30 protein-coding genes and 4 tRNA genes are annotated in these 23,516 nt (G+C 69.0%); 7 read left to right on the top strand and 27 right to left on the bottom strand.

Going from position 1 to position 23,516, the window contains the following annotated elements:
• Window positions 1-165: 165 nt before the first annotated feature.
• Window positions 166-1,095: a helix-turn-helix domain-containing protein gene (locus tag CSX12_RS04175; RefSeq protein WP_124894949.1), complete on the top strand. Its 930-nt coding sequence runs from the start codon at window positions 166-168 to the stop codon at window positions 1,093-1,095.
• Between the two features lie 34 nt (window positions 1,096-1,129).
• Here the strand turns inward: CSX12_RS04175 and glmM are convergent, their stop codons facing one another.
• The 7 genes from glmM to CSX12_RS04140 all read right to left on the bottom strand — a co-directional run bounded on the left by glmM (window position 1,130) and on the right by CSX12_RS04140 (window position 7,302).
• On the bottom strand, window positions 1,130-2,488 hold the full coding sequence (gene glmM, locus CSX12_RS04170; RefSeq protein WP_017203700.1) for a phosphoglucosamine mutase: 1,359 nt from the start codon (window positions 2,486-2,488) through the stop codon (window positions 1,130-1,132).
• A 14-nt stretch (window positions 2,489-2,502) separates the two neighbouring features.
• Window positions 2,503-2,988 carry a 30S ribosomal protein S9 gene (rpsI, locus tag CSX12_RS04165; protein WP_017203701.1) on the bottom strand — a complete coding sequence of 162 codons (486 nt, stop codon included), beginning with the start codon at window positions 2,986-2,988 and terminating at the stop codon, window positions 2,503-2,505.
• A gap of 26 nt (window positions 2,989-3,014) precedes the next feature.
• Entirely contained in the window at window positions 3,015-3,461 is a 447-nt protein-coding gene (gene rplM / locus CSX12_RS04160; protein ID WP_017203702.1) for a 50S ribosomal protein L13, read from the bottom strand.
• Window positions 3,462-3,673: 212 nt separating this feature from the next.
• Window positions 3,674-4,342 (bottom strand): endonuclease/exonuclease/phosphatase family protein, encoded by a 669-nt coding sequence (locus CSX12_RS04155; protein ID WP_124896804.1) that lies wholly within the window; start codon window positions 4,340-4,342, stop codon window positions 3,674-3,676.
• 64 nt (window positions 4,343-4,406) lie between these two features.
• Entirely contained in the window at window positions 4,407-5,258 is an 852-nt protein-coding gene (truA, locus tag CSX12_RS04150; RefSeq protein ID WP_124894948.1) for a tRNA pseudouridine(38-40) synthase TruA, read from the bottom strand.
• A gap of 40 nt (window positions 5,259-5,298) precedes the next feature.
• Window positions 5,299-6,837 (bottom strand): APC family permease, encoded by a 1,539-nt coding sequence (locus CSX12_RS04145; protein ID WP_017203704.1) that lies wholly within the window; start codon window positions 6,835-6,837, stop codon window positions 5,299-5,301.
• Window positions 6,838-6,936: 99 nt separating this feature from the next.
• Window positions 6,937-7,302: a helix-turn-helix domain-containing protein gene (locus CSX12_RS04140; RefSeq protein ID WP_017203705.1), complete on the bottom strand. Its 366-nt coding sequence runs from the start codon at window positions 7,300-7,302 to the stop codon at window positions 6,937-6,939.
• Window positions 7,303-7,396: 94 nt separating this feature from the next.
• Here CSX12_RS04140 and CSX12_RS04135 point away from each other — a divergent pair, with 94 nt between their 5' ends.
• Window positions 7,397-8,242, top strand: coding sequence for an SDR family oxidoreductase (locus CSX12_RS04135; protein ID WP_124894947.1), 846 nt, complete (start codon window positions 7,397-7,399; stop codon window positions 8,240-8,242).
• A gap of 55 nt (window positions 8,243-8,297) precedes the next feature.
• Here CSX12_RS04135 and CSX12_RS04130 read toward each other — a convergent pair whose 3' ends face one another.
• The 9 genes from CSX12_RS04130 to CSX12_RS04090 all read right to left on the bottom strand — a co-directional run bounded on the left by CSX12_RS04130 (window position 8,298) and on the right by CSX12_RS04090 (window position 12,370).
• On the bottom strand, window positions 8,298-8,654 hold the full coding sequence (locus tag CSX12_RS04130; RefSeq protein WP_124894946.1) for a hypothetical protein: 357 nt from the start codon (window positions 8,652-8,654) through the stop codon (window positions 8,298-8,300).
• Window positions 8,651-9,274 carry an Asp23/Gls24 family envelope stress response protein gene (locus CSX12_RS04125; RefSeq protein WP_124894945.1) on the bottom strand — a complete coding sequence of 208 codons (624 nt, stop codon included), beginning with the start codon at window positions 9,272-9,274 and terminating at the stop codon, window positions 8,651-8,653. The genes CSX12_RS04130 and CSX12_RS04125 overlap by 4 nt, the downstream gene beginning before the upstream one ends.
• Window positions 9,271-9,837 (bottom strand): RNA polymerase sigma factor, encoded by a 567-nt coding sequence (locus tag CSX12_RS04120; protein ID WP_017203708.1) that lies wholly within the window; start codon window positions 9,835-9,837, stop codon window positions 9,271-9,273. The genes CSX12_RS04125 and CSX12_RS04120 overlap by 4 nt, the downstream gene beginning before the upstream one ends.
• A 123-nt stretch (window positions 9,838-9,960) precedes the next feature.
• A complete protein-coding gene (locus CSX12_RS04115; protein ID WP_017203709.1) occupies window positions 9,961-10,134 on the bottom strand; it encodes a CsbD family protein in 174 nt (57 codons plus the stop codon).
• An 83-nt stretch (window positions 10,135-10,217) separates the two neighbouring features.
• Entirely contained in the window at window positions 10,218-10,835 is a 618-nt protein-coding gene (locus tag CSX12_RS04110; RefSeq protein WP_124894944.1) for a hypothetical protein, read from the bottom strand.
• Window positions 10,832-11,398: a hypothetical protein gene (locus CSX12_RS04105; protein ID WP_124894943.1), complete on the bottom strand. Its 567-nt coding sequence runs from the start codon at window positions 11,396-11,398 to the stop codon at window positions 10,832-10,834. Before CSX12_RS04105 ends, CSX12_RS04110 begins: the two co-directional genes overlap by 4 nt.
• Window positions 11,395-11,742, bottom strand: a complete 348-nt coding sequence (locus tag CSX12_RS04100) for a hypothetical protein (RefSeq protein ID WP_124894942.1) — start codon at window positions 11,740-11,742, stop codon at window positions 11,395-11,397. The genes CSX12_RS04105 and CSX12_RS04100 overlap by 4 nt, the downstream gene beginning before the upstream one ends.
• Window positions 11,739-11,930: a DUF2273 domain-containing protein gene (locus CSX12_RS04095; protein ID WP_017203713.1), complete on the bottom strand. Its 192-nt coding sequence runs from the start codon at window positions 11,928-11,930 to the stop codon at window positions 11,739-11,741. The genes CSX12_RS04100 and CSX12_RS04095 overlap by 4 nt, the downstream gene beginning before the upstream one ends.
• Window positions 11,927-12,370 carry an Asp23/Gls24 family envelope stress response protein gene (locus tag CSX12_RS04090; RefSeq protein ID WP_241160560.1) on the bottom strand — a complete coding sequence of 148 codons (444 nt, stop codon included), beginning with the start codon at window positions 12,368-12,370 and terminating at the stop codon, window positions 11,927-11,929. Before CSX12_RS04090 ends, CSX12_RS04095 begins: the two co-directional genes overlap by 4 nt.
• A 177-nt stretch (window positions 12,371-12,547) precedes the next feature.
• Between CSX12_RS04090 and CSX12_RS04085 the strand changes: the two genes are divergently transcribed.
• Together CSX12_RS04085 and CSX12_RS04080 are read left to right on the top strand one after the other, a co-directional pair.
• Window positions 12,548-13,156 carry a TetR/AcrR family transcriptional regulator gene (locus CSX12_RS04085; protein ID WP_124894940.1) on the top strand — a complete coding sequence of 203 codons (609 nt, stop codon included), beginning with the start codon at window positions 12,548-12,550 and terminating at the stop codon, window positions 13,154-13,156.
• Window positions 13,156-14,814, top strand: coding sequence for an MDR family MFS transporter (locus CSX12_RS04080; RefSeq protein ID WP_124894939.1), 1,659 nt, complete (start codon window positions 13,156-13,158; stop codon window positions 14,812-14,814). Before CSX12_RS04085 ends, CSX12_RS04080 begins: the two co-directional genes overlap by 1 nt.
• Window positions 14,815-14,829: 15 nt before the next feature.
• Here the strand turns inward: CSX12_RS04080 and CSX12_RS18455 are convergent, their stop codons facing one another.
• Complete coding sequence (locus CSX12_RS18455; protein WP_017203718.1) at window positions 14,830-14,991, bottom strand: hypothetical protein; 162 nt, start codon at window positions 14,989-14,991, stop codon at window positions 14,830-14,832.
• Window positions 14,992-15,149: 158 nt separating this feature from the next.
• Between CSX12_RS18455 and CSX12_RS04075 the strand changes: the two genes are divergently transcribed.
• Both CSX12_RS04075 and CSX12_RS04070 read left to right on the top strand, forming a co-directional pair.
• On the top strand, window positions 15,150-15,458 hold the full coding sequence (locus CSX12_RS04075) for a hypothetical protein (RefSeq protein ID WP_017203719.1): 309 nt from the start codon (window positions 15,150-15,152) through the stop codon (window positions 15,456-15,458).
• Window positions 15,459-15,532: 74 nt separating this feature from the next.
• The gene (locus tag CSX12_RS04070; RefSeq protein WP_124894938.1) at window positions 15,533-16,354 is read left to right on the top strand and encodes a CPBP family intramembrane glutamic endopeptidase; all 822 of its coding nucleotides are present in this window, start codon (window positions 15,533-15,535) and stop codon (window positions 16,352-16,354) included.
• A gap of 43 nt (window positions 16,355-16,397) precedes the next feature.
• Here CSX12_RS04070 and CSX12_RS18450 read toward each other — a convergent pair.
• Window positions 16,398-16,496, bottom strand: a tRNA-Met gene (locus CSX12_RS18450).
• A 9-nt stretch (window positions 16,497-16,505) separates the two neighbouring features.
• Between CSX12_RS18450 and CSX12_RS04065 the strand changes: the two genes are divergently transcribed.
• Window positions 16,506-17,042 (top strand): hypothetical protein, encoded by a 537-nt coding sequence (locus CSX12_RS04065; RefSeq protein ID WP_124894937.1) that lies wholly within the window; start codon window positions 16,506-16,508, stop codon window positions 17,040-17,042.
• Between the two features lie 220 nt (window positions 17,043-17,262).
• Here CSX12_RS04065 and CSX12_RS04060 read toward each other — a convergent pair.
• From CSX12_RS04060 to CSX12_RS04020, 9 genes are all read right to left on the bottom strand, one after another.
• Window positions 17,263-17,336, bottom strand: a tRNA-Met gene (locus tag CSX12_RS04060).
• A gap of 34 nt (window positions 17,337-17,370) precedes the next feature.
• Window positions 17,371-17,442, bottom strand: a tRNA-Thr gene (locus tag CSX12_RS04055).
• A 59-nt stretch (window positions 17,443-17,501) separates the two neighbouring features.
• Window positions 17,502-18,794, bottom strand: coding sequence for a M23 family metallopeptidase (locus tag CSX12_RS04050; protein WP_017203721.1), 1,293 nt, complete (start codon window positions 18,792-18,794; stop codon window positions 17,502-17,504).
• Window positions 18,795-18,916: 122 nt separating this feature from the next.
• Window positions 18,917-19,711 (bottom strand): inositol monophosphatase family protein, encoded by a 795-nt coding sequence (locus tag CSX12_RS04045; RefSeq protein WP_124894936.1) that lies wholly within the window; start codon window positions 19,709-19,711, stop codon window positions 18,917-18,919.
• Entirely contained in the window at window positions 19,708-20,742 is a 1,035-nt protein-coding gene (locus tag CSX12_RS04040) for a hypothetical protein (RefSeq protein ID WP_124894935.1), read from the bottom strand. Before CSX12_RS04040 ends, CSX12_RS04045 begins: the two co-directional genes overlap by 4 nt.
• A gap of 116 nt (window positions 20,743-20,858) precedes the next feature.
• Window positions 20,859-21,659, bottom strand: a complete 801-nt coding sequence (locus CSX12_RS04035; RefSeq protein ID WP_124894934.1) for an enoyl-CoA hydratase/isomerase family protein — start codon at window positions 21,657-21,659, stop codon at window positions 20,859-20,861.
• 46 nt (window positions 21,660-21,705) lie between these two features.
• Entirely contained in the window at window positions 21,706-22,197 is a 492-nt protein-coding gene (locus CSX12_RS04030) for an FBP domain-containing protein (RefSeq protein ID WP_124894933.1), read from the bottom strand.
• A 153-nt stretch (window positions 22,198-22,350) separates the two neighbouring features.
• Window positions 22,351-22,435: transfer RNA gene (locus tag CSX12_RS04025), tRNA-Tyr, on the bottom strand.
• Window positions 22,436-22,521: 86 nt separating this feature from the next.
• Complete coding sequence (locus CSX12_RS04020; RefSeq protein ID WP_124894932.1) at window positions 22,522-23,451, bottom strand: PfkB family carbohydrate kinase; 930 nt, start codon at window positions 23,449-23,451, stop codon at window positions 22,522-22,524.
• Window positions 23,452-23,516: the final 65 nt, after the last annotated feature.

The following is a 23,516-nucleotide window of genomic DNA, read 5'->3' as shown; positions in this document are numbered from 1 at the left end:
CCGCGCGACACCGACGCGGATGCCCTGTTGCCCGCTGGTGCGGACTCGGTATCCTCTGACGAAGCGCGCACCTCCCCTCGCGGTCGGCGGCGGGGAGGCACGAGCTCGGCGAGCACCGGCCTCACGGTCGGCGCCGTCCCACGGTCATCGGCGTCGGGGGGTGCTGTGAGTCCAGGCGAGGTACGGCGGATCGGCGCGGAGGAGTTGATCTCGCACGGTGTCCGCACGATCGACGACCGGGCACCGCTGCGGGCGACGGAGCGCACGCCCGGTCCGGTGATCCTGCTGTCGATGCAGGGCCGTTCCACCGAGTTCGCCATCGACACCGCCAGCGCCCACCCCGATCACTCCGTCTTCGCGTTCGTCGACACCGCCGAACTGTCGATGAAGCCCTCGGACGGACCCTGGATGCCGGTGGAGAGCGGGCTCGTGGTCGCGCCGCCCGGCGTCACCCATCACGTGCGGTGCGAGGGGCCGTGGCACATCACCGCGGCGTACGTCCCGCGGCCGGCTCTCGGCGCGTTCGTGACGGGGGTGCCGGACGACGCGAGGAGTCTGGGCGAGCGACGACCGCTCGACCTGGCCATGCAGGCGTTCATCGAGCAGATCCTCGCCACCGACGAGGAGGCGACGGCGATCGAGCGGTACGCGATCGAGCATCTGATCGTGGAGATGAGCGGCGCCATCCTCCTCGACAGGGTCGGCGCCGAGTCCTCTCAGCGCTCTCCGCGGGCCACGCTGCGCGACAGGGCGGTCGCGGTCATCGCCCAGCAGTGCGGCGATCCGGGGCTCACGCCGGCGGTGGTCGCTCGTGAGGTGCAGTGCTCTCTGCGGCAGCTGCAGCTCGTGTTCGCCGAGGTGGAGAACAGCGTCGCCGGAGAGATCCGCCATCAGCGGGCGCGGCTCGCCCGCTCGCTGCTGCTCGACAGCGCTCACGACCAGTTGAGCATCGAGCAGATCTCGCAGCGCGCGGGTTTCCACTCGCCGATGAGCCTCCGCCGCGCACTCGACGAGGACTACGGCACGACGCCGCGGGCGCTGCGCACGCAGCGGGATACCGGTCAGCACGCCGCACGCGAGACGGCCGGCCGCTGAGGTCAGCGGCCGGCCGTCTGCGAAAGCACTGTGGTCAGAGCGAGAGCCGCTCCTGGACGACCTCGGCGAGGCGTCCCGCGTAGGCGTGCACCGACTCCGCGTCGGCGGCTTCCACCATGACGCGCACCAGCGGCTCCGTCCCGGACTTGCGCAGCAGCACGCGCCCGGTGTCGCCGAGCTCGGTCTCGATGTCGCGCACGGCCTGCTGGACGACCTCGTCGTCCGAGACGCGGTCCTTGTCGACGTCGCGCACGTTGATGAGGACCTGCGGATAGACGGTCATGATCGAGGCCAGTTCGGCGATCGACTTGTTCTGCCGTGCCATCTCGGCCACCAGGTGCAGACCGGTGAGGATGCCGTCGCCCGTGGTCGCGTATTCGCTCATGATCACGTGGCCGGACTGCTCACCGCCCAGCGCGTAGCCGCCCTCGTTCATGTCCTCGAGCACGTAGCGGTCGCCCACGGCGGTCTGCCGGACGGTGATGCCGTGCTCGCGCATCGCGACGTGCAGGCCGAGGTTGCTCATCACGGTCGCGACGAGGGTGTCGTCCGTGAGGCGACCGCGCTCCTTCATCGACACCGCGAGGATCGCCATGATCTGATCGCCGTCGATGACGTTGCCCTGCGCGTCCACCGCGAGGCAGCGGTCAGCGTCGCCGTCATGGGCGATGCCGATGTCTGCGCCCAGGCGGACGACGGCTTCGGCGAGGTTGTCGAGGTGGGTCGAGCCGACGCCGTCGTTGATGTTCCAGCCGTCGGGGTCGGCACCGATCACGGTGACCTCGGCCCCGGCGTCGCGGAACGTCTCGGGCGAGACACCGGATGCGGCACCGTGCGCGCAGTCGAGCACCACGTGGATGCCCTCGAGACGGTTCGGCAGCGAGCCGAGCAGGTGGACGACGTAGCGGTCCTCCGCGTCGGAGAAGCGGTCGATGCGGCCGACCCCGGCGCCGGTGGGGCGCAGCATCTCGCCGTTCATGGCCTCTTCGATGCGCTGCTCGACCACGTCGGGCAGCTTGCGGCCTCCGCGGGCGAAGATCTTGATGCCGTTGTCGGGCGCCGCGTTATGCGACGCGGAGATCATCACGCCGAAGTCGGCGTCGCGGTCGGCGACGAGGAATGCGAGCGCGGGCGTCGGGATGACACCGGCCTCGAGCACATCGACACCCGAGGACGCGAGTCCCGCGGCGACGGCAGCGGTGAGGAAGTGTCCCGAGACCCGGGGGTCGCGGGCGACAACTGCGGTGAGTCGCTTGCCTTCGGCCTTGCGAGCCTCCGCAGTACGGCCCTGGCCCAGGACGACAGCTGTCGCCTGGGCCAGGGTGAGCGCCAGGTCGGCGGTGAGGATGCCATTGGCGAGTCCTCGCACGCCGTCCGTGCCAAAGATCGGCATCGGAGCAGTGGACCTTAACGCTTCGAGTACTGAGGCGCCTTACGTGCCTTCTTGAGTCCGGCCTTCTTGCGCTCCTTGACGCGAGCGTCACGGGAGAGGAAGCCGGCCTTCTTGAGGGTCGGACGGTTGTTCTCCGCGTCGATCTCGTTCAGCGCACGAGCGATGCCGAGACGCAGCGCACCGGCCTGGCCGGAGTCGCCGCCGCCCGAGATGCGGGCGATGACGTCGTACGCGCCGGCGAGGTTCAGCGCCGTGAACGGGTCGTTGATCAGCTGCTGGTGCAGCTTGTTCGGGAAGTAGTCCTCGAGCGTACGGCCGTTGACCGTGATGGTGCCCGAGCCGGGGATGAGGCGCACGCGGGCGATGGCCTGCTTGCGACGTCCCACAGCGGCACCGGGGACGCTCAGCACGGGGCGGGGAGCCGCCTCGACCGTTTCGGTCTCCGGAGTCGAGGTCGAGAAGCTCTGGGGGGTTTCGGTGGTGTCCTGGATGTCAGCCACGAGTATGTCCTTAGTCTTTACGGCGCTTACTGGGCGACCTGGTCGAGGGTGTACGGCTGGGGCTGCTGCGCGGCGTGCGGGTGCTCTCCACCGACGTACACCTTGAGCTTGGACAGCTGCTGGCGGCCGAGGCTGTTCTTGGGGAGCATGCCACGGATGGCCTTCTCGACAGCGCGGACCGGGTTCTTCTCGAGAAGCTCGGCGTAGGTGACCGACTTCAGGCCGCCCGGGTAACCGGAGTGGCGGTAGGCCAGCTTCTTCTGGAGCTTCTGACCGGTGAGCGCGACCTTGTCGGCGTTCACGATGATGACGAAGTCACCCGAGTCGATGTGGTTGGCGAAGGTCGGCTTGTGCTTGCCACGCAGGAGCGTAGCGGCGTGCGAAGCCAGACGGCCGAGAACGACGTCGGTGGCGTCGATGACGACCCAATCGCGCTGGACTTCGCCAGCCTTGGGGGTGTAAGTGCGCGTCACGATAGTGCTGCTTTCTTGTGTCGAACGGAGAGGTTCGTGAATCCCACTCCGGGGTGGTTCGTCATCTCTGGCTCATCGAGCCTGTCGAGATGGGAACACGCCAGTGGAGGGCTCACGTTCGGACGATGCCCCTTCTCCGCGGACGGGGAAAGGCACCAAAGGGAAATCATACGCCACGCGGGCCGTATGCCCAAACCCACCGCCGAACGGGGTCAGTCGGGCTTGACCGTCACGAGGATCGGGCGGTGGTCGCTCAATCCCTGCGGAAGGGTCGTGATGCGCTCGATCTCGAAGCCGGAGGAGGTCGCGAAGTCGTAGTGGCCGCGGAACACCCGGTACCGCGTGTACGTGTGGTCGTCGCTGAGGGACAGCGCGTAGCCGTGGTCGCGCACCGCCTGCCCGAGGCTCTCCTTGAACACCGGGTAGTTGTAGTCGCCGACCATGAGCTGCGGCAGCCCGTCGCCGAGCGTCGCGAGCTCCGTGAGAGCGGCGCGGATCTGGTGGCGGCGCAGCGAGTTCAGGGCCGTGAGCGGGGCAGCGTGGAAGGACGCGACGATGAAGTCCTGACCGTCATCGATGTCGCGGAGCCTCGCCCCCAGCACGCGCTCGTGCGCCGGCTTCGCGATGCGGTCATGCAGCGACTTCTTCAGCCCCAGTGTGCGGATGGCCTGGAGATGGAAGGTGCTCGCCCGATAGAACAGCGCCAGTCCCAGACGGTTGCCCTGGGTCGCATCCGCGAGCACCAGGTCGCCGATCTCCGGGGGCAGCGCCGGGACGTCGCACTCCTGCAGGCAGAGGATGTCCGGATCATGCTCGCCGACGAGGGCCGCGAGCTCGCTCGCCGCGCGGTGCTTCTGGAGGTTGTAGGAGATGACCTTCATGACCGTGCCCACGCTACTCGCCTCGGCTGTGGCAGGGCTCCGTATCGGCGCGCGCGCCGCAGGCTCAGTCGCCCGCGGCGGCGTCGCGCCTGGCTCGGGTCTGCTCGGCTCGTGCCGACAGCAGATCGTCAGTCGGATAGCCGACCTCGGTGAGGGTCAGGCCCCGCGCCGGCAGCACCTTGAACTCGCTCGTCCGCGTCAGGGCGTCCCGCAGCACGGCGAGGTCGTCGACGTCGAGGCGCCCCTCGCCGACGGCCGCACAGGCGCCGACGAGCGCGCGCACCATGCTGTGACAGAAGGCGTCGGCCTTGACCTCGGCGACGAGCACCCCGTCGGCATCGCGTGCCCAGCGGTAGTCGAGCAGCGTGCGGATCGTCGTCGCCTCCGGGCGCGGCTTGCAGTAGGCGGCGAAGTCATGCAGACCGATGAGCGTGCGGGCGGCGGCGTCCATCGCCGCATCGTCCAGGCGTCCGCGGATGCTGGTCGTGTCGAGCCGGCGCAGCGGGTCGTAGCCGGACTGCTCGTCGGCCAGGCGGTAGCGGTAGCGCCGCCACACCGCCGAGAACCGGGCGTCGAATCCGTCGGGGGCGATCGACGAGCGGAGGACGGTCACATCGGAGTACGCGCCGAGCACGCCGCGCAGGCGTCCGGCGATCGTGCCGGCCGGGTCCTGTGGGGCGCGTCCGTGCCTGGCCTCGATCCGCGACCACTGCCTCTCGTCGAGGTCGACGTGCGCCACCTGGCCGCTGGCATGCACGCCGGCGTCCGTGCGACCGGCCACCACGAACTGCACGTCGGAGCCGACGATGCGAGCCAGCGCGGCCTCGAGGGTCCCCTGGACCGTGCGGAGCGTCGGCTGCTTCGCCCACCCGCGGAAGTGGGTGCCGTCGTAGGCGATGTCGAGCCGGATGCGCACGAATCAAGCCTAGGACAACGCCCTCTGCCGTCCGGTCGGGTCAGATCCCGCCGTCGATCGAGCGGATCGTCACGGCGGGCTCGTCCGGCACCATCACCTCGGTGTCGCGGTTCAGGCTCTCGCCGCGGAAGAACCGCTTCGACCGCGGGAAGAGGTACCAGAGGAACATCAGCACGAGACCGAACGCCAGCGAGCCGACGCCGATCACGAACGTGCCGCCGATGCCGAACAGCACCGTGTAGCCGTAGTCCACATCCCACATGTCGATCGCGGACTGGATGAAGGCTCCGGTGAGCATGAGTCCGCCCAGCAGCGGGAACAGCCCCTTGAAGAAGAAGTCGCGCGCCGAGGACGTGAGGTCCCTGCGGAAGTACCAGACGCACGCGAAACCGGTGATGGCGTAGTAGAAGGCGATCGCGAGACCGAGAGACAGGATCGAGTCCTGCAGGATGTTGTCGCTGATGAGGGTCATGCCGACGTAGTACGCGGAGGCGACCACGCCCATCACGATCGTGGAGAACGACGGCGTCTTGTAGACCGGGTGCACATCCTTGAACTTCGCCGGGAGCGCCCGGTAGACGCCCATCGCCAGGGTTCCCCGGGCCGTGGGCAGGATGGTCGTCTGGGTCGACGAGATCGCGGAGATGATGACGGAGACCACGAGCACCCAGCCGAACGGGCCGAGCAGGCCGTCCTTGATCGCGAGGAAGAAGTCGTCGGCGTTGGCCTCGTTGCCCAGCCCCGTGCCGTCCTCGCCCAGCCCGGCGTACATCATCGCGGCGATCGTCACGGCGACGTAGGTGACCAGCAGGATGACCGTGGTCAGCAGCGCAGCGCGTCCAGGGATCCGCTTGGGGTCCTTGGTCTCCTCGTTCAGCGCGAGGCAGGTGTCCCAGCCCCAGTAGATGAAGAGGGCGAGGAGGATCGCCTCCGTGAAGCCGGACCAGTCCGTGAAAGCGAACGGGTTCATCCACTCCCAGTCGAACGCGGTGGCGCCGGGGGCCGTGCCGGCGAAGAACTGCCACAGCGCCGCGACGATGAAGATCGCCAGCGCGAGGTACTGGATCGCGAGCAGGACGTTCTGGATGCGTTCGCCGATCTCGACGCCTCGCCAGCTGACCCAGGTCATGGCAGCGATGAAGATCACGGCGACCACGACGACGCGCCAGTCGTTGTTCTCCAGGTCCTGGCCGATCAGCGACCAGAAGTAGACGGACGCGATCTGGGCGAGGTTCGCGAGGACGACCATCCCCGCGACGGCAACGCCCCACCCGCCCATCCAGCCGACCCAGGGCCCGAACGCCTTGGTGCCCCACGTGAAGGTGGTGCCGCAGTCGGGGACGGCGTTGTTGAGCTCGCGATACGCGAACGCGATCAGGAGCATCGGGACGAAAGCGATGATGAAGGCGATGGGCGCCTGCGCACCCACGGCCAGCACCACGAAGCCGAGCGTCGCGACGAGCGAATAGACCGGAGCGGTCGAAGCGAGACCGATGACGGTGGATCCCCACAGACCGAGGGTTCCTGCCGCCAGTCCCTTGCCGTCGGGTCGTTCAAGGTGAATGGGCGTCGTAGCCATGTCTCAGACAGTAGGGGTGCCACCGTTATCGCGTCAAGACTTTCTTTCTGCGACGAATTGCGTAGGTCCTTGCGCGAGTTCGCAAAGGAATCCGCACTTTCAGGACCGCTCGAGCATCCCGTCGGCGTGATCGGCGACCCACTGCATCAACGGCAGCATGCGCTCCATCAGATCGCGACCCAGCGGCGTCAGGCTGTACTCCACGTGCGGGGGCACGGTCGGCAGGGATTCCCGGTGCACCAATCCGTCGTCGGCGAGGGTGCGCAGCGTCGAGGCCAGCATCTTCTCGCTGATGCCGTCGACCTCCCGCCGCAGCTCTCCCCAGCGACGGGTGCCGTCGGAGAGGCACGACAGCACGAGCACGCCCCACTTGCTCATGATGTGGTCGAGCACCACCCGGGTGCCGCAGTTCTTGTCGAACGCGAACGGCGTGGTCTCTTTGATCTGCGCAAAACTCACCGACATGTAGGTACCTTACGTCAAAGTGGGTACCCCGCAGACGGAATGTTCATCAGGGCGAGAGCGGTTGTCGAGGAGGTCACCTACGAAAGGACCCCTCATGACCATCCTCGTCACCGGCGCGACCGGCAACCTCGGCCGTCTCATCATCGCCGCCCTGCAGGAGCGCGGTGCGGACCCGCAGTCGATCGTCGCGGGCGCCCGCGACACCGCGAAGGCTGCGGAGCTGGGTGTCCGCGCCGTCCACCTCGACTACACCGATCCCGCCTCGATCGCGACCGCGCTCGACGGCATCGACACCGTCGTGCTCGTCTCCGGCTCCGAGGTCGGCCAGCGCGTCGCGCAGCACAGGGCGGTCATCGAGGCGGCGAAGGACGCCGGTGTCGCGAAGTTCATCTACACCAGCGCCCCCAAGGCCACCACCAGCGATCTCGTCCTGGCTCCCGAGCACAAGGCGACCGAGGAGCTCATCGCCGCGGCCGGGCTCCCCGCGGTGATCCTCCGCAACAACTGGTACACCGAGAACTACGCCGCCGACCTCGCCCGCGCAGCCGAGACGGGTGTGCTCGCCGCGGGTGCCGGCGAGGGACGGGTCGCCTCGGCGAGCCGCAAGGACTTCGCCGAGGCGGCAGCGGTCGTTGCACTCGAAGACGGGCACATCGGCCAGGTCTACGAGCTGGGCGGCGACGTGGCGTGGACCTACAGCGACCTCGCCGCCGCGTTCTCGGAGATCACCGGACGCCCCGTCTCGTACCGAGCCCTCAGCGTGGACGAGCAGCTGGCCGCCCTGCGCGAGGCCGGCCTGGACGAGGGGACGGCGGGCTTCGTGGCCGCCTTGGACGCGGGCATCCGCGACGGCGCGCTCGCCGACACCGACGGCACCCTGTCGCGTCTGATCGGCCGCCCGACCACGCCGCTCGTCGACGGCCTGCGCGCGGCGCTCTGACCGGCGAGCGGAGCGAGTGCCGTCCGCTGCACGGACGACACGCGCTCCGCGCCGGTCAGACCACCGGTTCCGGCGCCGCCGCGTGGACGTGCACGACCGTGAGCGTCAGGCTCTCCCGCCGCACGCCCTGCCTCTCGAGCACGGCATCGACGGCCGCGCGCACGGCGCGAAGCGTGTCCCCGGACCTGGTGTTCGACTCGACGCCGATCGAGGCCTCCACCACGACGCCGTCCTCCGTCTCGGCCACCGACACGAGCGGCTCGTCCTCCGGACGGACGCCCAGCGCGGCAGCACCGGCTCGCAGCAGATGCGAGATCACGGAGGCGGAGCGGTACACGGCGCTGACACCGGCGGTCGCCCGCACCGCGCCCTCGATCTCGGCGGCGAGCACCGCCTGCTCCGTGGTGGTCATGGCTTCTCCTCCGTCCACGTCGGCACCTCCCGGATATCGCGGATCGCGATGTCGATGGCGGTCACGTTCAGCTCCGTGTGCGTGCGCAGGGCGCGATCGACCTCGTCCCGCAGACGGTCGGCCACCGCCGGGATCGACTGGCCGTGCAGGGCACTCGCATCGATCTCGATGCGGATCGGAGCGCCGGCCGCCGTCACATCGCCGGTGAGTCGGCAGCGCCCGATCAGCAGCCCGGGCACGGCGGCCTCGGCCGCGCGGATCAGGCCGCGCACCGCACCCTCGGTGATCCCGAGGTCCGTGTCCGGCTCCTCCGACGCGAAGGGGATGCGCCGTCCCGCCCTGGCGTCCATCGCGATGCCGCTGAGGACGCGCTCGACCCAGGTCGGATCGACCTCGGGTTCCGCCGCCGTTTCGGCGTCCAGCAGCTCCGAGCCGAGGCCGTGCAGCCTCTGCAGCGCGTCCAGGGCGAGCTGGCACCCCGGCGACTCCTCGATCGAGCGGTCGCGCGGCGTCCTCCCCGCATCCAGATAGTCGGCGAGCTCCTCGATCGTGTGCCCGTCCAGATCGGTGGGTTCCAGTCCGAGCCGGCGGATCTCCGGGACCTCCCTGTCGTCGGTCATCGCCACTCCTCCATCCGTACGATCATGTATTTCCGGGCCCGAGCGAGCAGTCCTCGCGCGGTCGAGACCGGGATGTCGAGCTCTTCCGCGATCTCCTCATAGGAGTAGCCGCCGATCTCCCGCAGGACCCAGCATTCGCGCTGGGCGTCCGGGAGTTCGCGCAGGGCCGCGCCCAGCGCAGCCACTCCCGCCCGCATCTCGACGACGGCCGACGGGGACGTGTGCAGCGGGGCGGGGCGGTCGATGGAATCGATGTCCACCGCGGGGCGGAGGGCGCGGATCCGGTCCACCGCCTTGCGGCTCACGATCCGCATCAGCCAACTCTTGACCTTCGAGAGGTCCTCGAGCTCGCCGAACCTCTGCCAGGCGGTGACGAACGACTCCTGCACGATGTCGTCCACATCCGCTGAGGAGTTGAGCATCCGCTGCGTGTACGCGCGCATCATGGGCGTGTACCTGCGCACGAGGACGGCGAACGCCTCGACGTCCCCGTCCGCCGCCCGCCCGGCGACGATGCGATCATCCGCGTGCTCGAGCGCTCTGCGAAAGCGTTCGTCTTCCATCTACCCCACTCCCCACTCGGATCCCCCACGAGATTCGGAACGCGAACGTCACCGGATCGGATCCTCTCCCACGGACCTTGGAAGGGGCGGGGAGAGACCCTTTCGGGCCTCTCCCCGCCGCCGTCACTTCTTGAACACGTCCTTGACGTTCTCGGCCGCGTCACGGACGTTCCCCTTGGCCTGCTCGGACTTGCCTTCGGCGACGAGCCGGTCGTCGCCGGTGACCTTGCCGACGGTCTCCTTCGCCTTGCCGGCGACCTTCTCCGCCGCAGCCTTGATCTTGTCTTCCGCACTCATGGCGTCTCCTTTCCTCTCCGACCACCGGATCTCGGGGCCGAGTCTTCTCGCACGATCACGCGTTCGTCCATCGGGATCACCCTTCACTCGACTCGCGTCGCCGTGCGGAACGAGTCCCGCCAACCTCGATCGGCGAGGTGCAGCAGGATCGGAACGCGGGATCCCAGAAGCTGATCCCACTCGCGGACAGCCGCCTGCGCCGCGGCGACCACCGCACCGAGCGGTGCTCCCGGCCGCACCGTCACCGCGAGTTCGATCGCGGGTGCGCGCCGGACGCGGTAGGCGCCTGCGCGCGCCGCGAGGACGTCCGGTCGGCGGCTCAAGGGCTCGGCGAGCACGGCGTCGGCCACGCTCCTGTCGACAGCGGTCCGTCCGCCGACTCCGTCGACCTCGAGGACCTCTCTGGTCCGTCCTCTCCCCCGGGTGCCGAGGAAGACCAGCAGCAGCACCGTGAGCAGGAGCGCCGTCCCCACGGCGATCAGCAGCAGCACGGACACCGGTCCGACCCCGGCGACGTCGACCGTCCACCGCGCGAGCGACGACCACACGTCGGTGATCACCCGCAGGGGCTCTCGCGTCCACGCCGGCGGATCCCCACCCGCCAGGATGCCCGCCGCGAGCGCGACGATGCCCGCCGCGAGGAGGACGACGCCGGCCAGGAACAGCAGCACGCGATTCATCACCCGGTTCGTGGCGTTCATGCGACGACTCCCTCCGTCGAGACGACCACGCGCGTCGCCGACGAGAAGCCGACCTCCGCGAGGGTGTCGTGGACGGCCGACTCGGCCGCGGCCGGATCGACGGCCACACCGCTCGTCGGGACGATCCGCACGGTGACCGTGCGCCGCCCCATGGTGACGGACACCCGCCCGCGCTCAGCGCCGGTGCGCCGCGCGACCGCAGCAGCGACCGCGTCCGCGATCACGCCGTCGTCCACGAGCAGAGCCGTGCGATCGGCGATGCGGGCGCGGCGGGACCGCCGCCCCGGAAGCACGGCGAGTGCCAGGAGCAGGACCGCGAGGAGCACGAGCACCGCACCGACGGCGATCGCGGCAGCCGGCTGGGCCGCGAGCGCGGAAGCGCCGTCGAACCACCGGGCCGCCGATGCGCGGAATGCGGGATCCACCAGCCACCACACTCCTCCTGCGAGCCCGGCGAGCAGCACGACCGCGCCGACGGCGGCCACAGCCACGGCAGGCGCGGTGCGCGGAGAATGCGTCTCACGGTGGAGGACGCGACGGTAGGTCGCCTGCTCGTTCGTCATCTCACCCTCTTCTCTGTGTTCCGGCGGACGCCGGAGTATCGGACGTTCACGGTGCGGACCTCGCGGTCGGCGAGCCGTCGCATCCGGTCGATGAGCTCGGACCGCAGGGCGTCGCCCGTCTCGATCACGGTGGTACCTCGCGAGGACGCCATCGCGACCGGAACCGTGACGTCGATGCGCAGGGCGCCTCCGTCATCCGAGAGCTGCACGCGCACGTCTCTGGTCGACACCCGGGCGGCGTCGCGGGCGATGCCGAGGGCGAGCTGCTGCAGCGCGCGAGCGGTGAAGATCGTCGCCCCCACGACGACCTCCGCTGAGCGCTCACCCTCGGTCCCCCCGGTCATGACGACGAGCGCCGGCCGCGGAAGACCTCGGCGAGCGCCCGGACGTCGAGACGGCCGTCGATGATGCGGCCGACGACCGCGCCGATCAGCATGGCCAGCGCCACGAGCAGGAATGCCCAGAAACCCAGGGCGACCCAGGTCAACGCCAGAACCGCCGCGGCCGCCGCTCCGATCACCGACGCGTTCACTGGACTCGCGCCTCCTGTGCGCCGTCGCCCTCGTCGTCCGAGGGGATGTGCACGTCGTTGACGGTCACGTTGACCTCGGCGACGTCCATGCCGACGAGCTCGACCATCGCGCGGTGGATCGCCGTGCGCACGTCGCCGGCGACTTTCTGCAGCGAGACCGGGTACTCGGCGACGATGGTCACGTCGACCGCGACCTGCGTCTCTCCGACCTCGACGCTGATGCCCTGTGACAGGTCGGTCGTGTTGAGCGCGTCCCGGATCGCCCCGACCATGCGCGCGGCTCCCCCGCCGAGCGCGTAGACGCCGCTGACCTCACGGGCGGCGATGCCGGCGATCTTCGCCACCACCGCGTCCTCGATCGTGGTCTTGCCCGCAGCAGTCCCCGGCTGCGATGCGACGACCTGAGCCTTGGGCTGGGTGCCACCAGTCACGTTCGCCATCATGTGCTCCTTCATCCGTGTGTCCGCCTCCCGTGCGGAGAGCGGGTCGCGGTCCAGCGACACTCCTAGGACGGATGCCGGGTGGAGATCGTCACAGATTCGTCTGAACTTCTTCGCCGGTCGCCCCGTACAGGCCTCACAGTGCACTCCAAGGTTAAGAGTGCAATATTGCACTCTATGAGCGACAGTGCAGAGTCCTTGCGGGAGCAGCGGAAGCGGGAGACGTCGCGGGCGCTGACCGACTCCGCCCGTCGACTGACCACGGAGCGAGGGTTCGCCGGGTTCACGATCGAGGAGCTGTGCGCGGAGGTCGGCGTCTCGCGGCGCACCTTCTTCAACTACTTCGAGAGCAAGGAGAACGCGGTCTTCGGATTCGCGACGGTCGATTCCCGCCAGGAGGAGCTCGAAGAGGAGTTCGCCGCGGCGCACGGAGACATCATCGAGGACTTCGTCCGGTTGACGGTGCGTCGCTTCGAGCTGTTCAACCCGGTCGACGACGCCCCGGCCCTGTTCGCCGTGATCGAGCACGAGCCGCGCCTGCTCAAGGCCGCGTTCGAGCAGATCGCGAAGAACGAACAGCGCGACAGAGACCTCATCCTCCGGCGCCTCGACGACGACGACGCCTCCCTCCGTGCGGAGGTCATCGTGCACACCGTCGGCGCCCTGGTGCGGATGAGCATGGATCAGCTCGTGCACCACCAGTCGACCGCATCCTTCGCCGACCACATGACGAGGCGCCTCGTCCTCGTCCGCTCGCTCTACTCACCGTCACAGAAAGCCGACTGATGTCCACCACCGTCCACCAGGATGCGCCGTTCCTGCTCACGAAGCGCCGCATCTGGATCATCTTCAGCGCCCTCATCGCAGGCATGCTGCTGTCCAGCCTCGATCAGACCATCGTGTCGACCGCGATGCCGACGATCGTCGGCCAGCTGGGCGGCGTCGATCACCAGGTCTGGATCACCACCGCCTACCTGCTCGCCACGACCATCGTGATGCCCATCTACGGCAAGTTCGGCGACGTCCTGGGTCGGCGCAACCTCTTCCTGGTCGCGATCGCCCTGTTCACCCTGGCCTCGGTCGGCTGCGCGTTCGCCACCGACTTCTGGATGTTCGTGGTCTTCCGTGCCCTGCAGGGACTCGGCGGCGGTGGCCTGATGATCCTCTCGCAGGCGATCATCGCCGACATCGTCCCCGCCAACGAGCGCGGCAAGTACATGGGGCCGCTGGGCGCGGTCTTCGGTCTCTCCGCGGTCGCCGGCCCGCTGCTCGGCGGGTTCTTCGTCGATCACATGACCTGGCAGTGGGCGTTCTACATCAACATCCCCGTCGGGATCGCGGCGTTCATCATCGCGCTCGTCGCGCTGAAACTGCCCAGCAAGAAGGCCGAGAAGCCGATCGACATCTTCGGCGTCATCTTCCTCTCGATCGCCACGACCTGTCTGATCTTCTTCACCGACTTCGGCGGCGACGCCGAGTTCGGCTGGGACTCCCTCGCCACGTGGGCGTGGGGCGCAGGTCTCGTGGTCGCCGCGACGGCGTTCGTCATCACGGAGTCGCGCGTGCAGGATCCGATCATCCCGCTGAGCCTGTTCCGCAATCCGATCTTCGTCAACGCCACCGCCATCGGGCTCGTGCTCGGCATCGGGATGTTCGCCGCGATCGGGTTCGTGCCGACCTTCCTGCAGATGTCCTCCGGCACCTCCGCCGCCGCATCCGGACTTCTGATGATCCCGATGATGGTCGGTCTGATGGGAACGTCGATCTTCTCGGGCATCGCGATCTCGAAGACCGGCAGGTACAAGATCTACCCGATCCTCGGCACGATCATCACCGGCATCGCGATGGTGTCGATGACCACGCTGTCCGCCTCGACGCCGATCTGGCTGATCTGCACCTTCCTGTTCGTCTTCGGTGCAGGCCTCGGCCTCATCATGCAGGTGGTCGTCCTCGTCGTGCAGAACGCCGTCCCGGCGGGCGAGCTCGGCACCGCGACCAGCACGAACAACTACTTCCGCGAGGTGGGAGCATCGCTCGGAACCGCCGTCTTCGGCACGATCTTCACCACCCGGCTCACCGAGAACCTGCGGGGTGTCTTTGCGGGCGCGGGAGCCTCTCCGGAGGACGCATCGGACGCGGCCTCCCGGATCGATCCGTCCACCCTGAGCGGGTTGCCGGATGAGGTGCGCGACGGCATCGTCACGGCCTATGCCGATGCCCTGGCGCCCGTGTTCTGGTACCTCGTGCCGTTCATCGTGCTCGCGCTCGTGCTCTCGCTCTTCCTGAAGCAGATCCCGCTGTCGGATCAGGCGGGGTTGGTCGCCCGCGGCGAGGCGATCAGCGGCGAGGAAGCCGAGCGCCTGGAGGCTGAGCAGCGCGGAACGGCGCGCGCCGGGCTCCCGCACGCAGACGCCGCACCGGAGGACCCGGCACGGCGCCTGTGACGCGATGACGCCCGCCTAGGGCAGGTCCGACACCTCGACGTCCTCGTCGTCCTCCTCGGCCGGAGACGACGAGGACTCGTCGACGTCGGGATCGGGGTCGGTCGTCGGGAAGTCGGGGTCGGCCCCGAGCGCTTCGACTTCGCCCCGGTCGTCCTGGTCTGCACTGGTGTCCGACATGTCAGCTCCGTTCTCTCGAGTGGGAGATCCAGTGTCCCCACTGCGGTGAACCGGCGGCATCCCCTTGACACCGCCCCGGATGTCCGCGGCGGTGTCAAGGGGATGTCGCTCCGTCCGCGCATCGCGCATCCTGCACTGTGGGGACAGTCAGGAGAATCATGGAGCCGATTGCAGACCCGCGGTTCGCCCTCGAACAGGTCAGCGCCACGGATTGGGCGGTCGTCGACCGGCATTATCCGGAGGGCGACCACCGACGAGTGGTGTGCCAGGTCTACGAAGACGCCCCCACCGAGGTCGAGGTGCTCTGGCGCCGTGACCTCCCGCTCGCGCTCCGATACTCCTCGGTGTCGGAGGTTCTCAGTGCGGTGCAGCGCTTCCACGACACGTCGCGCGCCACGCGTCCTATCCCGATCCCGCGGCTGCCCCCACCGGCTCGACGCGGCGGCGGGGGACGCGGGGCGCGCTGAACACACACCGGTGGACGCGACGGGCTCGGTGCGTCACACTGACCGAGAACGTGTCCCTCACTTCAGGAGTCACCATGACCACATCCCGCGCCGAGCACGCCTGGAAGCGCTTCTGGGAGAAGGGCGGGTGGTGGCGGGCCCTGGTCCTCGTCGTCGTGTACTTCGTGCTCTATCAGGCGCTCTCTCTCGCGTTCACGCCGCTCGCCACGCAGATCGACGATCCGAGCAGCGCCGCTGGCGTGCTGGTGTTCTACGTGCTCCCGATCCTCGTCGGCTGCCTGCTGGTCATCGGCTTCGCCGCATCCGTCGGCTGGCTCGGTGAACTCTTCTCGCGGCAGCCGATCACCGGGCGAGGGTGGATGTGGATCGCGGTCGCGGTCGTCCTCGTCTTCAACATCCTCCGCTTCGCATCGACCGACTACGCGGACATCGGGTTCGACGTCGTGGCGACCTGGCTGCTCGCCGGACTCCTCATCGGCTTCGCGGAGGAGGTCCTCACGCGCGGGCTCGTCGTCACGCTGCTTCGGAAGGCCGGCTACCGCGAGCTGATCGTGGCCGTCATCTCCGCCGCGGTGTTCGCCGGACTCCACGCGGGCAACCTGCTGAGCGGGCAGAACCTCGTCGCCACGCTGTTCCAGCTGGTGTACACCTTCGCCTTCGGCATCTGCATGTACCTCGCGATGCGCGTCACGGGAACGATCATCGCGCCGATCCTGCTGCACGCCAGCACGGATCCGAGTATCTTCCTCCAGGTGGCGTATCCCGTCGAGGGACCCATCGCCGCGTTCGCCGCGTTCGGCAATCCGGCGGTGATCGTCACCGGCCTCGTGCTGCTCGTGTTCATCCGGGGGCGTGTCGGCGAACCGGCTCCGGAGGCTGCCGCCGTGTACCGCTGACGCTGGAACGACAAAACCCCCGGCTTCACCGGGGGTTTTCGTCTGTAGCAGGAGCGGGGCTTGAACCCGCGACCCCACGATCATGAGTCGTGTGCCGTGGGACAGCGGACACTCGTCGGGTCACGTCCGAGCTGCGCTCTACGGTGGAGAAGTGACCTTCCGCCCCGCTGACCGCGTCTACGTCGACGAGTCGAAGGCCCGTGGGTACTACGTCGTTGCGACCGCGACCACAGTCGGTGACGTCCAGGCGTCCGAACGGGCGCTCCGTGATCTCCTCAAGCCGGGACAGCGACGCATCCACTTCAAGAGTGAGAGCGACAGTCGACGCCGCCAGATCCTCTCGCGCATGTGCGCTCTCGAGGTTCGGGTACTCGTGTGGGCTGTCAAACAGCGACCAGACAAGGAAGCGCGACCGCTGTCACTCGACGCCCTCGCCGAAGCGGCCGTCCGCGCCGGTGTGGCGCAACTGATCATCGAACGCGATGAGTCCCTCGAACGCGCCGACCGCCGTCTGATCGCGGACACAATCCGCCGCGCTGGATCTTCGGAGATGCAGTACCGGCATGTCGCTCCGCACGAGCATCCGCTGCTCTGGGTGAGTGATGCCGTCGCCTGGTGTTACTCGAACGGGGGCGACTGGATCCGTCGCGTCGAAGCGCTCGTCGAATCCCGGGTCACTCGGCTGTAGAAACACGTGAGCCTGGCTCGTCATACCGTCCGGAAGACTGCCAGGCTCCGAGGGCTACTGCCCGCCGTGCTACGAGCATACCTCGGCTGGGTCGCGACAGGCCAGCAGCCGGAAGGACTGAAGCGGCGTCGGCACAAAACCCGCACGACCCTCGGCACGACATCTCCGATCAGCCGTCCAGATACGACAAAACCCCCGGAATCCCGGGGGTTTTCGTCTGTAGCAGGAGCGGGGCTTGAACCCGCGACCTCACGATTATGAGTCGTGCGCTCTAACCAGCTGAGCTACCCTGCCGCGAGGCATCCGTCCGCGTGAGAAGAATGCTGCGAGCCCCGAGTCAGGATTGAACTGACGACCCCTTCCTTACCATGGAAGTGCTCTGCCACTGAGCTATCGGGGCGTGCTGCCCCTCGCGGGGCAACCGTACGAGAATACCATCACTGTGGCGTCCTCATGAAATCAGTCGGACAACGAACTCCGTCCGGCGTTCTCGCGCAGCCACGGCATCGGGTCGATGGTCGTGCCGTTGACGATGAGCTCGAAGTGCAGGTGCGCACCGTAGGAGCGTCCGGTGTTGCCGGTCTTGCCCACGATGTCGCCGACCTTGACCGTGTCGCCGGCCTTGACCTGCAGCGAGCCGTACTGCATGTGCGAGTAGTGGCTCGTGATGACCGACCCGTCGATGACGTGGTCGATGTACACGGTGACGCCGAACGCACCACCCTGCTCGGTCGCGATGCGGACCGTGCCGTCGGCGATCGCCTGGATGGGCGCGCCGTTGCCGGGCACGAAGTCGATGCCCTCGTGCAGGCGGCCGCTGCGCATGCCGTATCCGTAGCTCATGCCAACGCCGACGAGGAAGGGCCACTGGATCGCGGCGTCGGGGTCGTTCGTGAAGAGCTCGCCCGAGTAGTTGATCCCCTGCTCGGCGGCGACCTGGACCAGCGAGACCGTGCTGAAGTCGCCGGCACGCGCCAGCGACTCGTTCTCGACGCCCGACGGAGCGACGAAGGCCTGGATCTCCTCGGTGTCGCCCCCTTCGGCGTCCGCGGCGGCGGCGGAGACCAGAGAGGTCGAGGCGATGCCGCTGCCCTGAACCGCGGCGACGGCCTCTGCGGGCAGCGTCATCCCGACGGCGAGGAGTCCGGCGAGGCTCATCACGCCGACGGATGCACCGACGGTCACGAGCTTGCGGATACGACGAGGGCGACGGAAGGCGGCCTGCGCGGATGCCTCGGCCGCGGCAGCGGAGTCAGTCGGCTCCGCCTTCGGCACGCGCGCGGAGGCGGAGACGGTGGGAACGGTTCCGGTGTTCCGGAAGGCGCGGGATGCGCGCTCGAATGCGTCGCCCTCCGGCTCGACGGACGGCGCGGAAACGGGCTCCGCCTGCGAAAGGAGCGCGTCGACCGTCTCGGCGACCTCGGGCTCGCTGACGTCGGCAGCGGCCTCGAGGATCTCCACGACCTCGGTCAGATCACTGGGAGCCACGGGCGAGGCGGGGACGTCCGCGATGATCGGCTCCGGAACCTCCGCGATGAAGGGCTCGACGGGCGCTGCAGCGACAGCCTCGGACGTCTGGCGCTGGCGCGCGGCACGGCGCGAGAGCGGGATGACTGCGGCGAGCGCGACGGCGGACTCTGCGATGGAGATGGGGTCCGTCGTTCCCGACGCGGGGGCCTCGGCGGCCGCAGTGCGGTGCCGGCTGGACCGTCGCGTGGGCGCGGGGGCAGCCTGGGAATTCTCGAAGGGCAAAGCGTTTCTCTCGGTCGTGCGTCAAGCTCGGGGGCGCTAACTCCACGGTCACCTTCGGGTGGTGAAAGTGGTAACGATCGGATAAACCCTACCGTGCTGACTCTGGGAATGCCATGAATCGTTCAGTCTTTTTCGTCGAGGATCGCGAGCAGCTGCGCGTGCACCGCGCCGCCACCGGCGAGGGTCATCGGGCGCGCGGAGTCGGCGTCGAGACGGGAGAAGAGACCGCCGGCCTCCGTGACCAGGAGTGACCCGGCCGCGAAGTCCCACGGCCGCAGCCCCCGCTCGAAGTACCCGTCGAGCCGCCCTGCCGCCACGTACGCGAGGTCGAGCGCGGCCGACCCCATGCGCCGCACGTCACGGGCCATCGGCATCACGCGGGCCACGGTTGCGAGGTCGCCTTCATGCGTGGCCGGGTCGTAGCCGAACCCCGTCGCGAGGAGCGCCCCTGCCGGCGTCTCGGCCGTGACCGAGAGGCGCTGGCCGTCGGACCAGGCCCCATGGCCGAGAGCCGCCGTGAAGGTCTCGCCGAGGGCCGGGGCGTGGACGGCTCCCGCGAGCACCTCCCAGGTGGCCGGATCGGGCTCTCCGCTGACCGCGGCGATGCTGACGTTGTATGCCGGGATGCCGTAGGCGTAGTTGACCGTGCCGTCGATCGGATCCACCACCCACGTGATGCCGCTGGCTCCGGTCTCGGCACCGGTCTCCTCGCCCAGGAAGCCGTCGTCGCCGCGGGCGGCGCGGAGGCGGTCCCGGATCAGCGCCTCCACCTCGCGGTCGGCATCGGTCACGATGTCGGCGAGCGTCGACTTGGTCGCGGCGAGGCGGACGCCCTCGACGCGTCGCGTGCGGGCGAGCTCCCCCGCTTCCCGGGAGATCTCGGTGGCGAGTTCGCTGAGTTCGAGAGCGAGCGTCACTGCTGCGGGTCCTGCGGCGCCTGCTGCGGCGCGGGCGGCGGCGGCGGGAAGGACGCCGGCGCATCCTGCGGAGCGGGAGGCGGCACGCTTCCCGGCTGGGGCGGAACCGCGTGCTCGCCGGGCGCCGAGGACGACGCGGGCTGCGGAGCCGGGGGCTGGGGCGGTGCGGGCTGGGACGGCGCGGACGGCGACGGCGCGGGCGGCTGCGTCGCGACGGGGAACGACGAAGCGGGCGCGGCGACGAGAGCCTGCTGCGAGGGCGCGACCGTCGGATACCCCGTGTAGTAGGCGTTCCAGTCGGGCGAGGAATCGGGGAGTGCCGGCAGCGGCGTGATGCCGTCCGCATACGTGGGCCAGGACGGCGGTGCCGTCAGCGCGCGGGCCGCCGGTGTCTTCTTCTTGGGCGCGAAGAGCGCGTTCAGCAGCGGGATGAGGGTCGTCCCCACCGCGACGAGGATCGTGAGCGCGACGACGATCCGCCAGTACAGCTCGCCATAGAAGAAGGTGTTCGGGAACGCGAGGTAGAACACGAGCATCCCTACCAGCCCGGCGAGGAACGTGATGGTCACGATGTAGATCACTCGCGTGAACGTCGTGACGTAACGCTGGGCAGCGGGCGTGAACAGTCGCACATGCAGGAGCGCGAGCTGCAGGATCCCGATCACGAGCAGCAGCTGGAAGAAGCGCTCCGCACCGAAGTAGAGGCCGTCTTCGGGCAGCCAGATCTTCACGGCGCCGACGAGGAGGGCGATGATCCAGCTCACCATGCTCGCGAGCTGGAGCCAGTCGGGCCGGTTCGGCGCCAGGCCTGCCTCCAGGATCGCGATGCCGGCGAAGGCCGCCAGCAGCAGGATCGTCAGGAACGCCCGCCCGATCAGGCCGTCCTGGTCGCCGATGAGGACCCAGACGACGCACACGAGAGCTGCGGCGATGAGCGCACCGATGGCGATCCAGAGAGACCCTCGGATCAGGAGCGACAGATTCCTCTTCTCACCCTGCGGATCCTGCGCGATGGTGTCCGGCTGGGACATGGCGTTCCTCTCGTCGAGCGGCGATGCCTTCATCCTGCCACGCCGACCGGCCGAAGCCACGGCTGTCGCCCGGACTGGGGACGAACGGTCGCGAATCGCCGCGTGGGGAGGACTGCTCAGCCGGCCTTCTTCGCCGAGGCTGCGGCGAAGGCGGCGACCCTGGCCTGCGCATCCTCTGTCTCGAGAGCCGCGCCGATCGAACGCGCCTCTTCGCTCAGCTGCTCGACGAACGTGCGCTCGGGCTGCGAGCGCACCAGCCGCTTCGCCTGGCCGTAGGCGCCGGCGGCTCCCGCCAGCCAGAAGCGGGCGACCTCCTCCGCGCGGGCGCGGACGAGTGCGGACTCGTCCGCGGAGCTCTCCCCCTCGACCGCCTCGGCGACGAGTCCCCACTCCACGGCCTCCGTCGCCGACAGCAGACGGTCCTGGAGCACGAGCTGCAGCGCCCTGCGCTGGCCCACCGCACGGGCGAGCTGCGCCGACACCGACAGATCCGGCGTCAGGCCGATGTTCGCATACAGGCTGCCGAGCTGGGAGCGGGACCCGACCACCGCGTAGTCGCTGGACAGGAGGATGCCCAGCCCTCCCCCGGCCGTGGTCCCGTGCGCGGCCGCGACGACCGGGATGGCGGACTCGGTCAGGGAGCGGATCCCGGCGTTGATCACCTCGGCCAGCGCGGTGATCTCGGCGCCGGACGCGCCCATGGTCGTCGCCATGTCGATGACGTCGCCGCCAGCGCAGAACGCCGGTCCTGAGGCGTCGATGAGGATCGCCTTGACGTCCTCCCGCGACGTCGCCTCCGCCGTCGCATCCCGCCAGGCATAGGCCAGATCGGCATTGAAGGCGTTGAGGCGGGTGGGCCGGTTCAGCGTGAGCCTGGCCATCCCCTCTTCGACGGCGAACAGGATGGCATCGCTCATGGCTTCTCCTTCGAGCACAGGATGTGTGGGTCCAGCGTAACCGCGATCAGGAGTGCTCCCACACGCGCGAGACGAAGCCCTCCATCCGACGGCGGGTGCTGTCGAGACGGAAGTCGGCCTGCCCCGCGGCGCGGATCTCGTTCGGAGCGAGCGGATGCGCCAGACGCACGTTCTCGTGGCAGGACAGGTCAGCGCAGATGTAGGCGCCGAAGGAGTCTCCCCGGCGACCGGCTTCGCCCGCGCGGCGAGCGGAGAAGAGCGCGACCTGATTTCCCGGCTGCATCGTGTGGCAGATGTCGCACATGCCCGAGCGCATCCGCCCGGGCTCGGTCGCGCGCAGCACGATGCCGATGATCTCGCCCTCGTGCGGGATCAGGACGTATCCGCGTCGGCTCGCTCCGGGGTCGCGCCAGGCGAAGAAGTCGAGGTAGTCCCAGTCCACGAGCAGGAAGTCGTGCGGCATCTCCATGACGCGCAGTTCATCCTCATCCGCGTTGACGAATGAGGCTCTGACGTCGGCTTCGGTGAGCGGTCGCATCGCCCCAGTCTATGAACCGCAGACGCTGCATCGGCCCAGCTGCGGATCTCGTCTTCCAGGAGCCGGGTGGTGCTGGCGCTGCGCTCCGGAGATGAGAGAAGGCCCTCGCGACGAGCGCTCGGGCCTTCGGATCCGCTCTTGTCTGCGGAGCGGTGGTGGCGAGTGAGGGATTCGAACCCCCGAATGCAGAGCAGTCTGATTTACAGTCAGATCCCTTTGGCCGCTTGGGTAACTCGCCAGAGCGCACCCGTCCGACTTGAACAGCCAACCGGGGGCACGAGAGACAAGCATACCTGCCAGGGGCAGGTGCAGGAAATCGGACCGTCAGCTGCCGTGGACGCCGCGCTCGGCTTCGGCCAGCGATTCGGGCGTCCGCAGCAGGCCGCCCTCTGCGCGGCAGGTCGCCGCAGCGACGTCCATGGCGCGGAGCAGCAGCGCTCGCCACTCCTCGAGCTCCTGCGGCGCGGCCGAGACGAGACCCTCGGAGACGGCGGCGAGCGTCGCATCCCCGGCTCCGACGGTGTCGATCACAGCGCCGGGAAGCTCGGCGATGGGAGCGGACACGACGCCGGCGTGTGCCTCGATGGTGGCGCCGTCAGCTCCAGCGGTCGCCAGCACCGCTGCCGCGCCGAGGTCTCGCAGCCGGGCGCGCAGGGCATCGAGGTCGCCGTCGTAGAGGATCGCCGCGTCATCCGCGCCGACCTTGACGAGGGCGGCGGACGTGGCGAGCCGCTCGAATCCGCGGACGAACTCGTCGCGATCGCTCAGCATCCCGGTGCGGGGGTTGGGATCGACCGCGACCCGCGCTTCAGCCAGCGCATCGATCAGCGCCTCGACCTCCGCCGGCACGTCGAAGGGGAAGCAGCTGATCGCGACGAGCCCGGCATCCGCGATCGCCTGGCGCGCTTCGTCCGAGTACCGGATGCTGCGCCTCTGTGCCGCCTCGTTGAAGACGTACTGCGGCTCTCCGTCGGCTCCGCGCTGCACGATCGCCCGCGAGGAACCGAGAGGTGCCGCGCTCGCGATCAGCCGCACGCCGTGATCCGACAGGTACTCGCGGATGTGCGCGCCCGCCTCATCCTCCCCCACCATCGCGATCAGGGTCGTGGCGACGCCAAGGCGCCGCAGGCCGACCGCGACGTTCAGCGCCGCCCCTCCGACCAGCTCCCGCACTCCCGCCCGGTCGCGGATCTCATCGATCAGGGCATCGCCGATCACGACGACGGAACCGGCGGATGACGTCTCATTGCTCACCCGCCGACACTATCGCGGCACGGGGAGGCTGCGGCAAGGCAGCGATCCTCTCCGGCTGGCCGACC

Origin of the sequence: Microbacterium sp. Y-01 (assembly GCF_003856715.1) — a bacterium.
In the GTDB taxonomy this organism is placed as follows: domain Bacteria; phylum Actinomycetota; class Actinomycetes; order Actinomycetales; family Microbacteriaceae; genus Microbacterium; species Microbacterium algeriense.
This window is presented reverse-complemented; position numbering and strand designations above follow the sequence as displayed.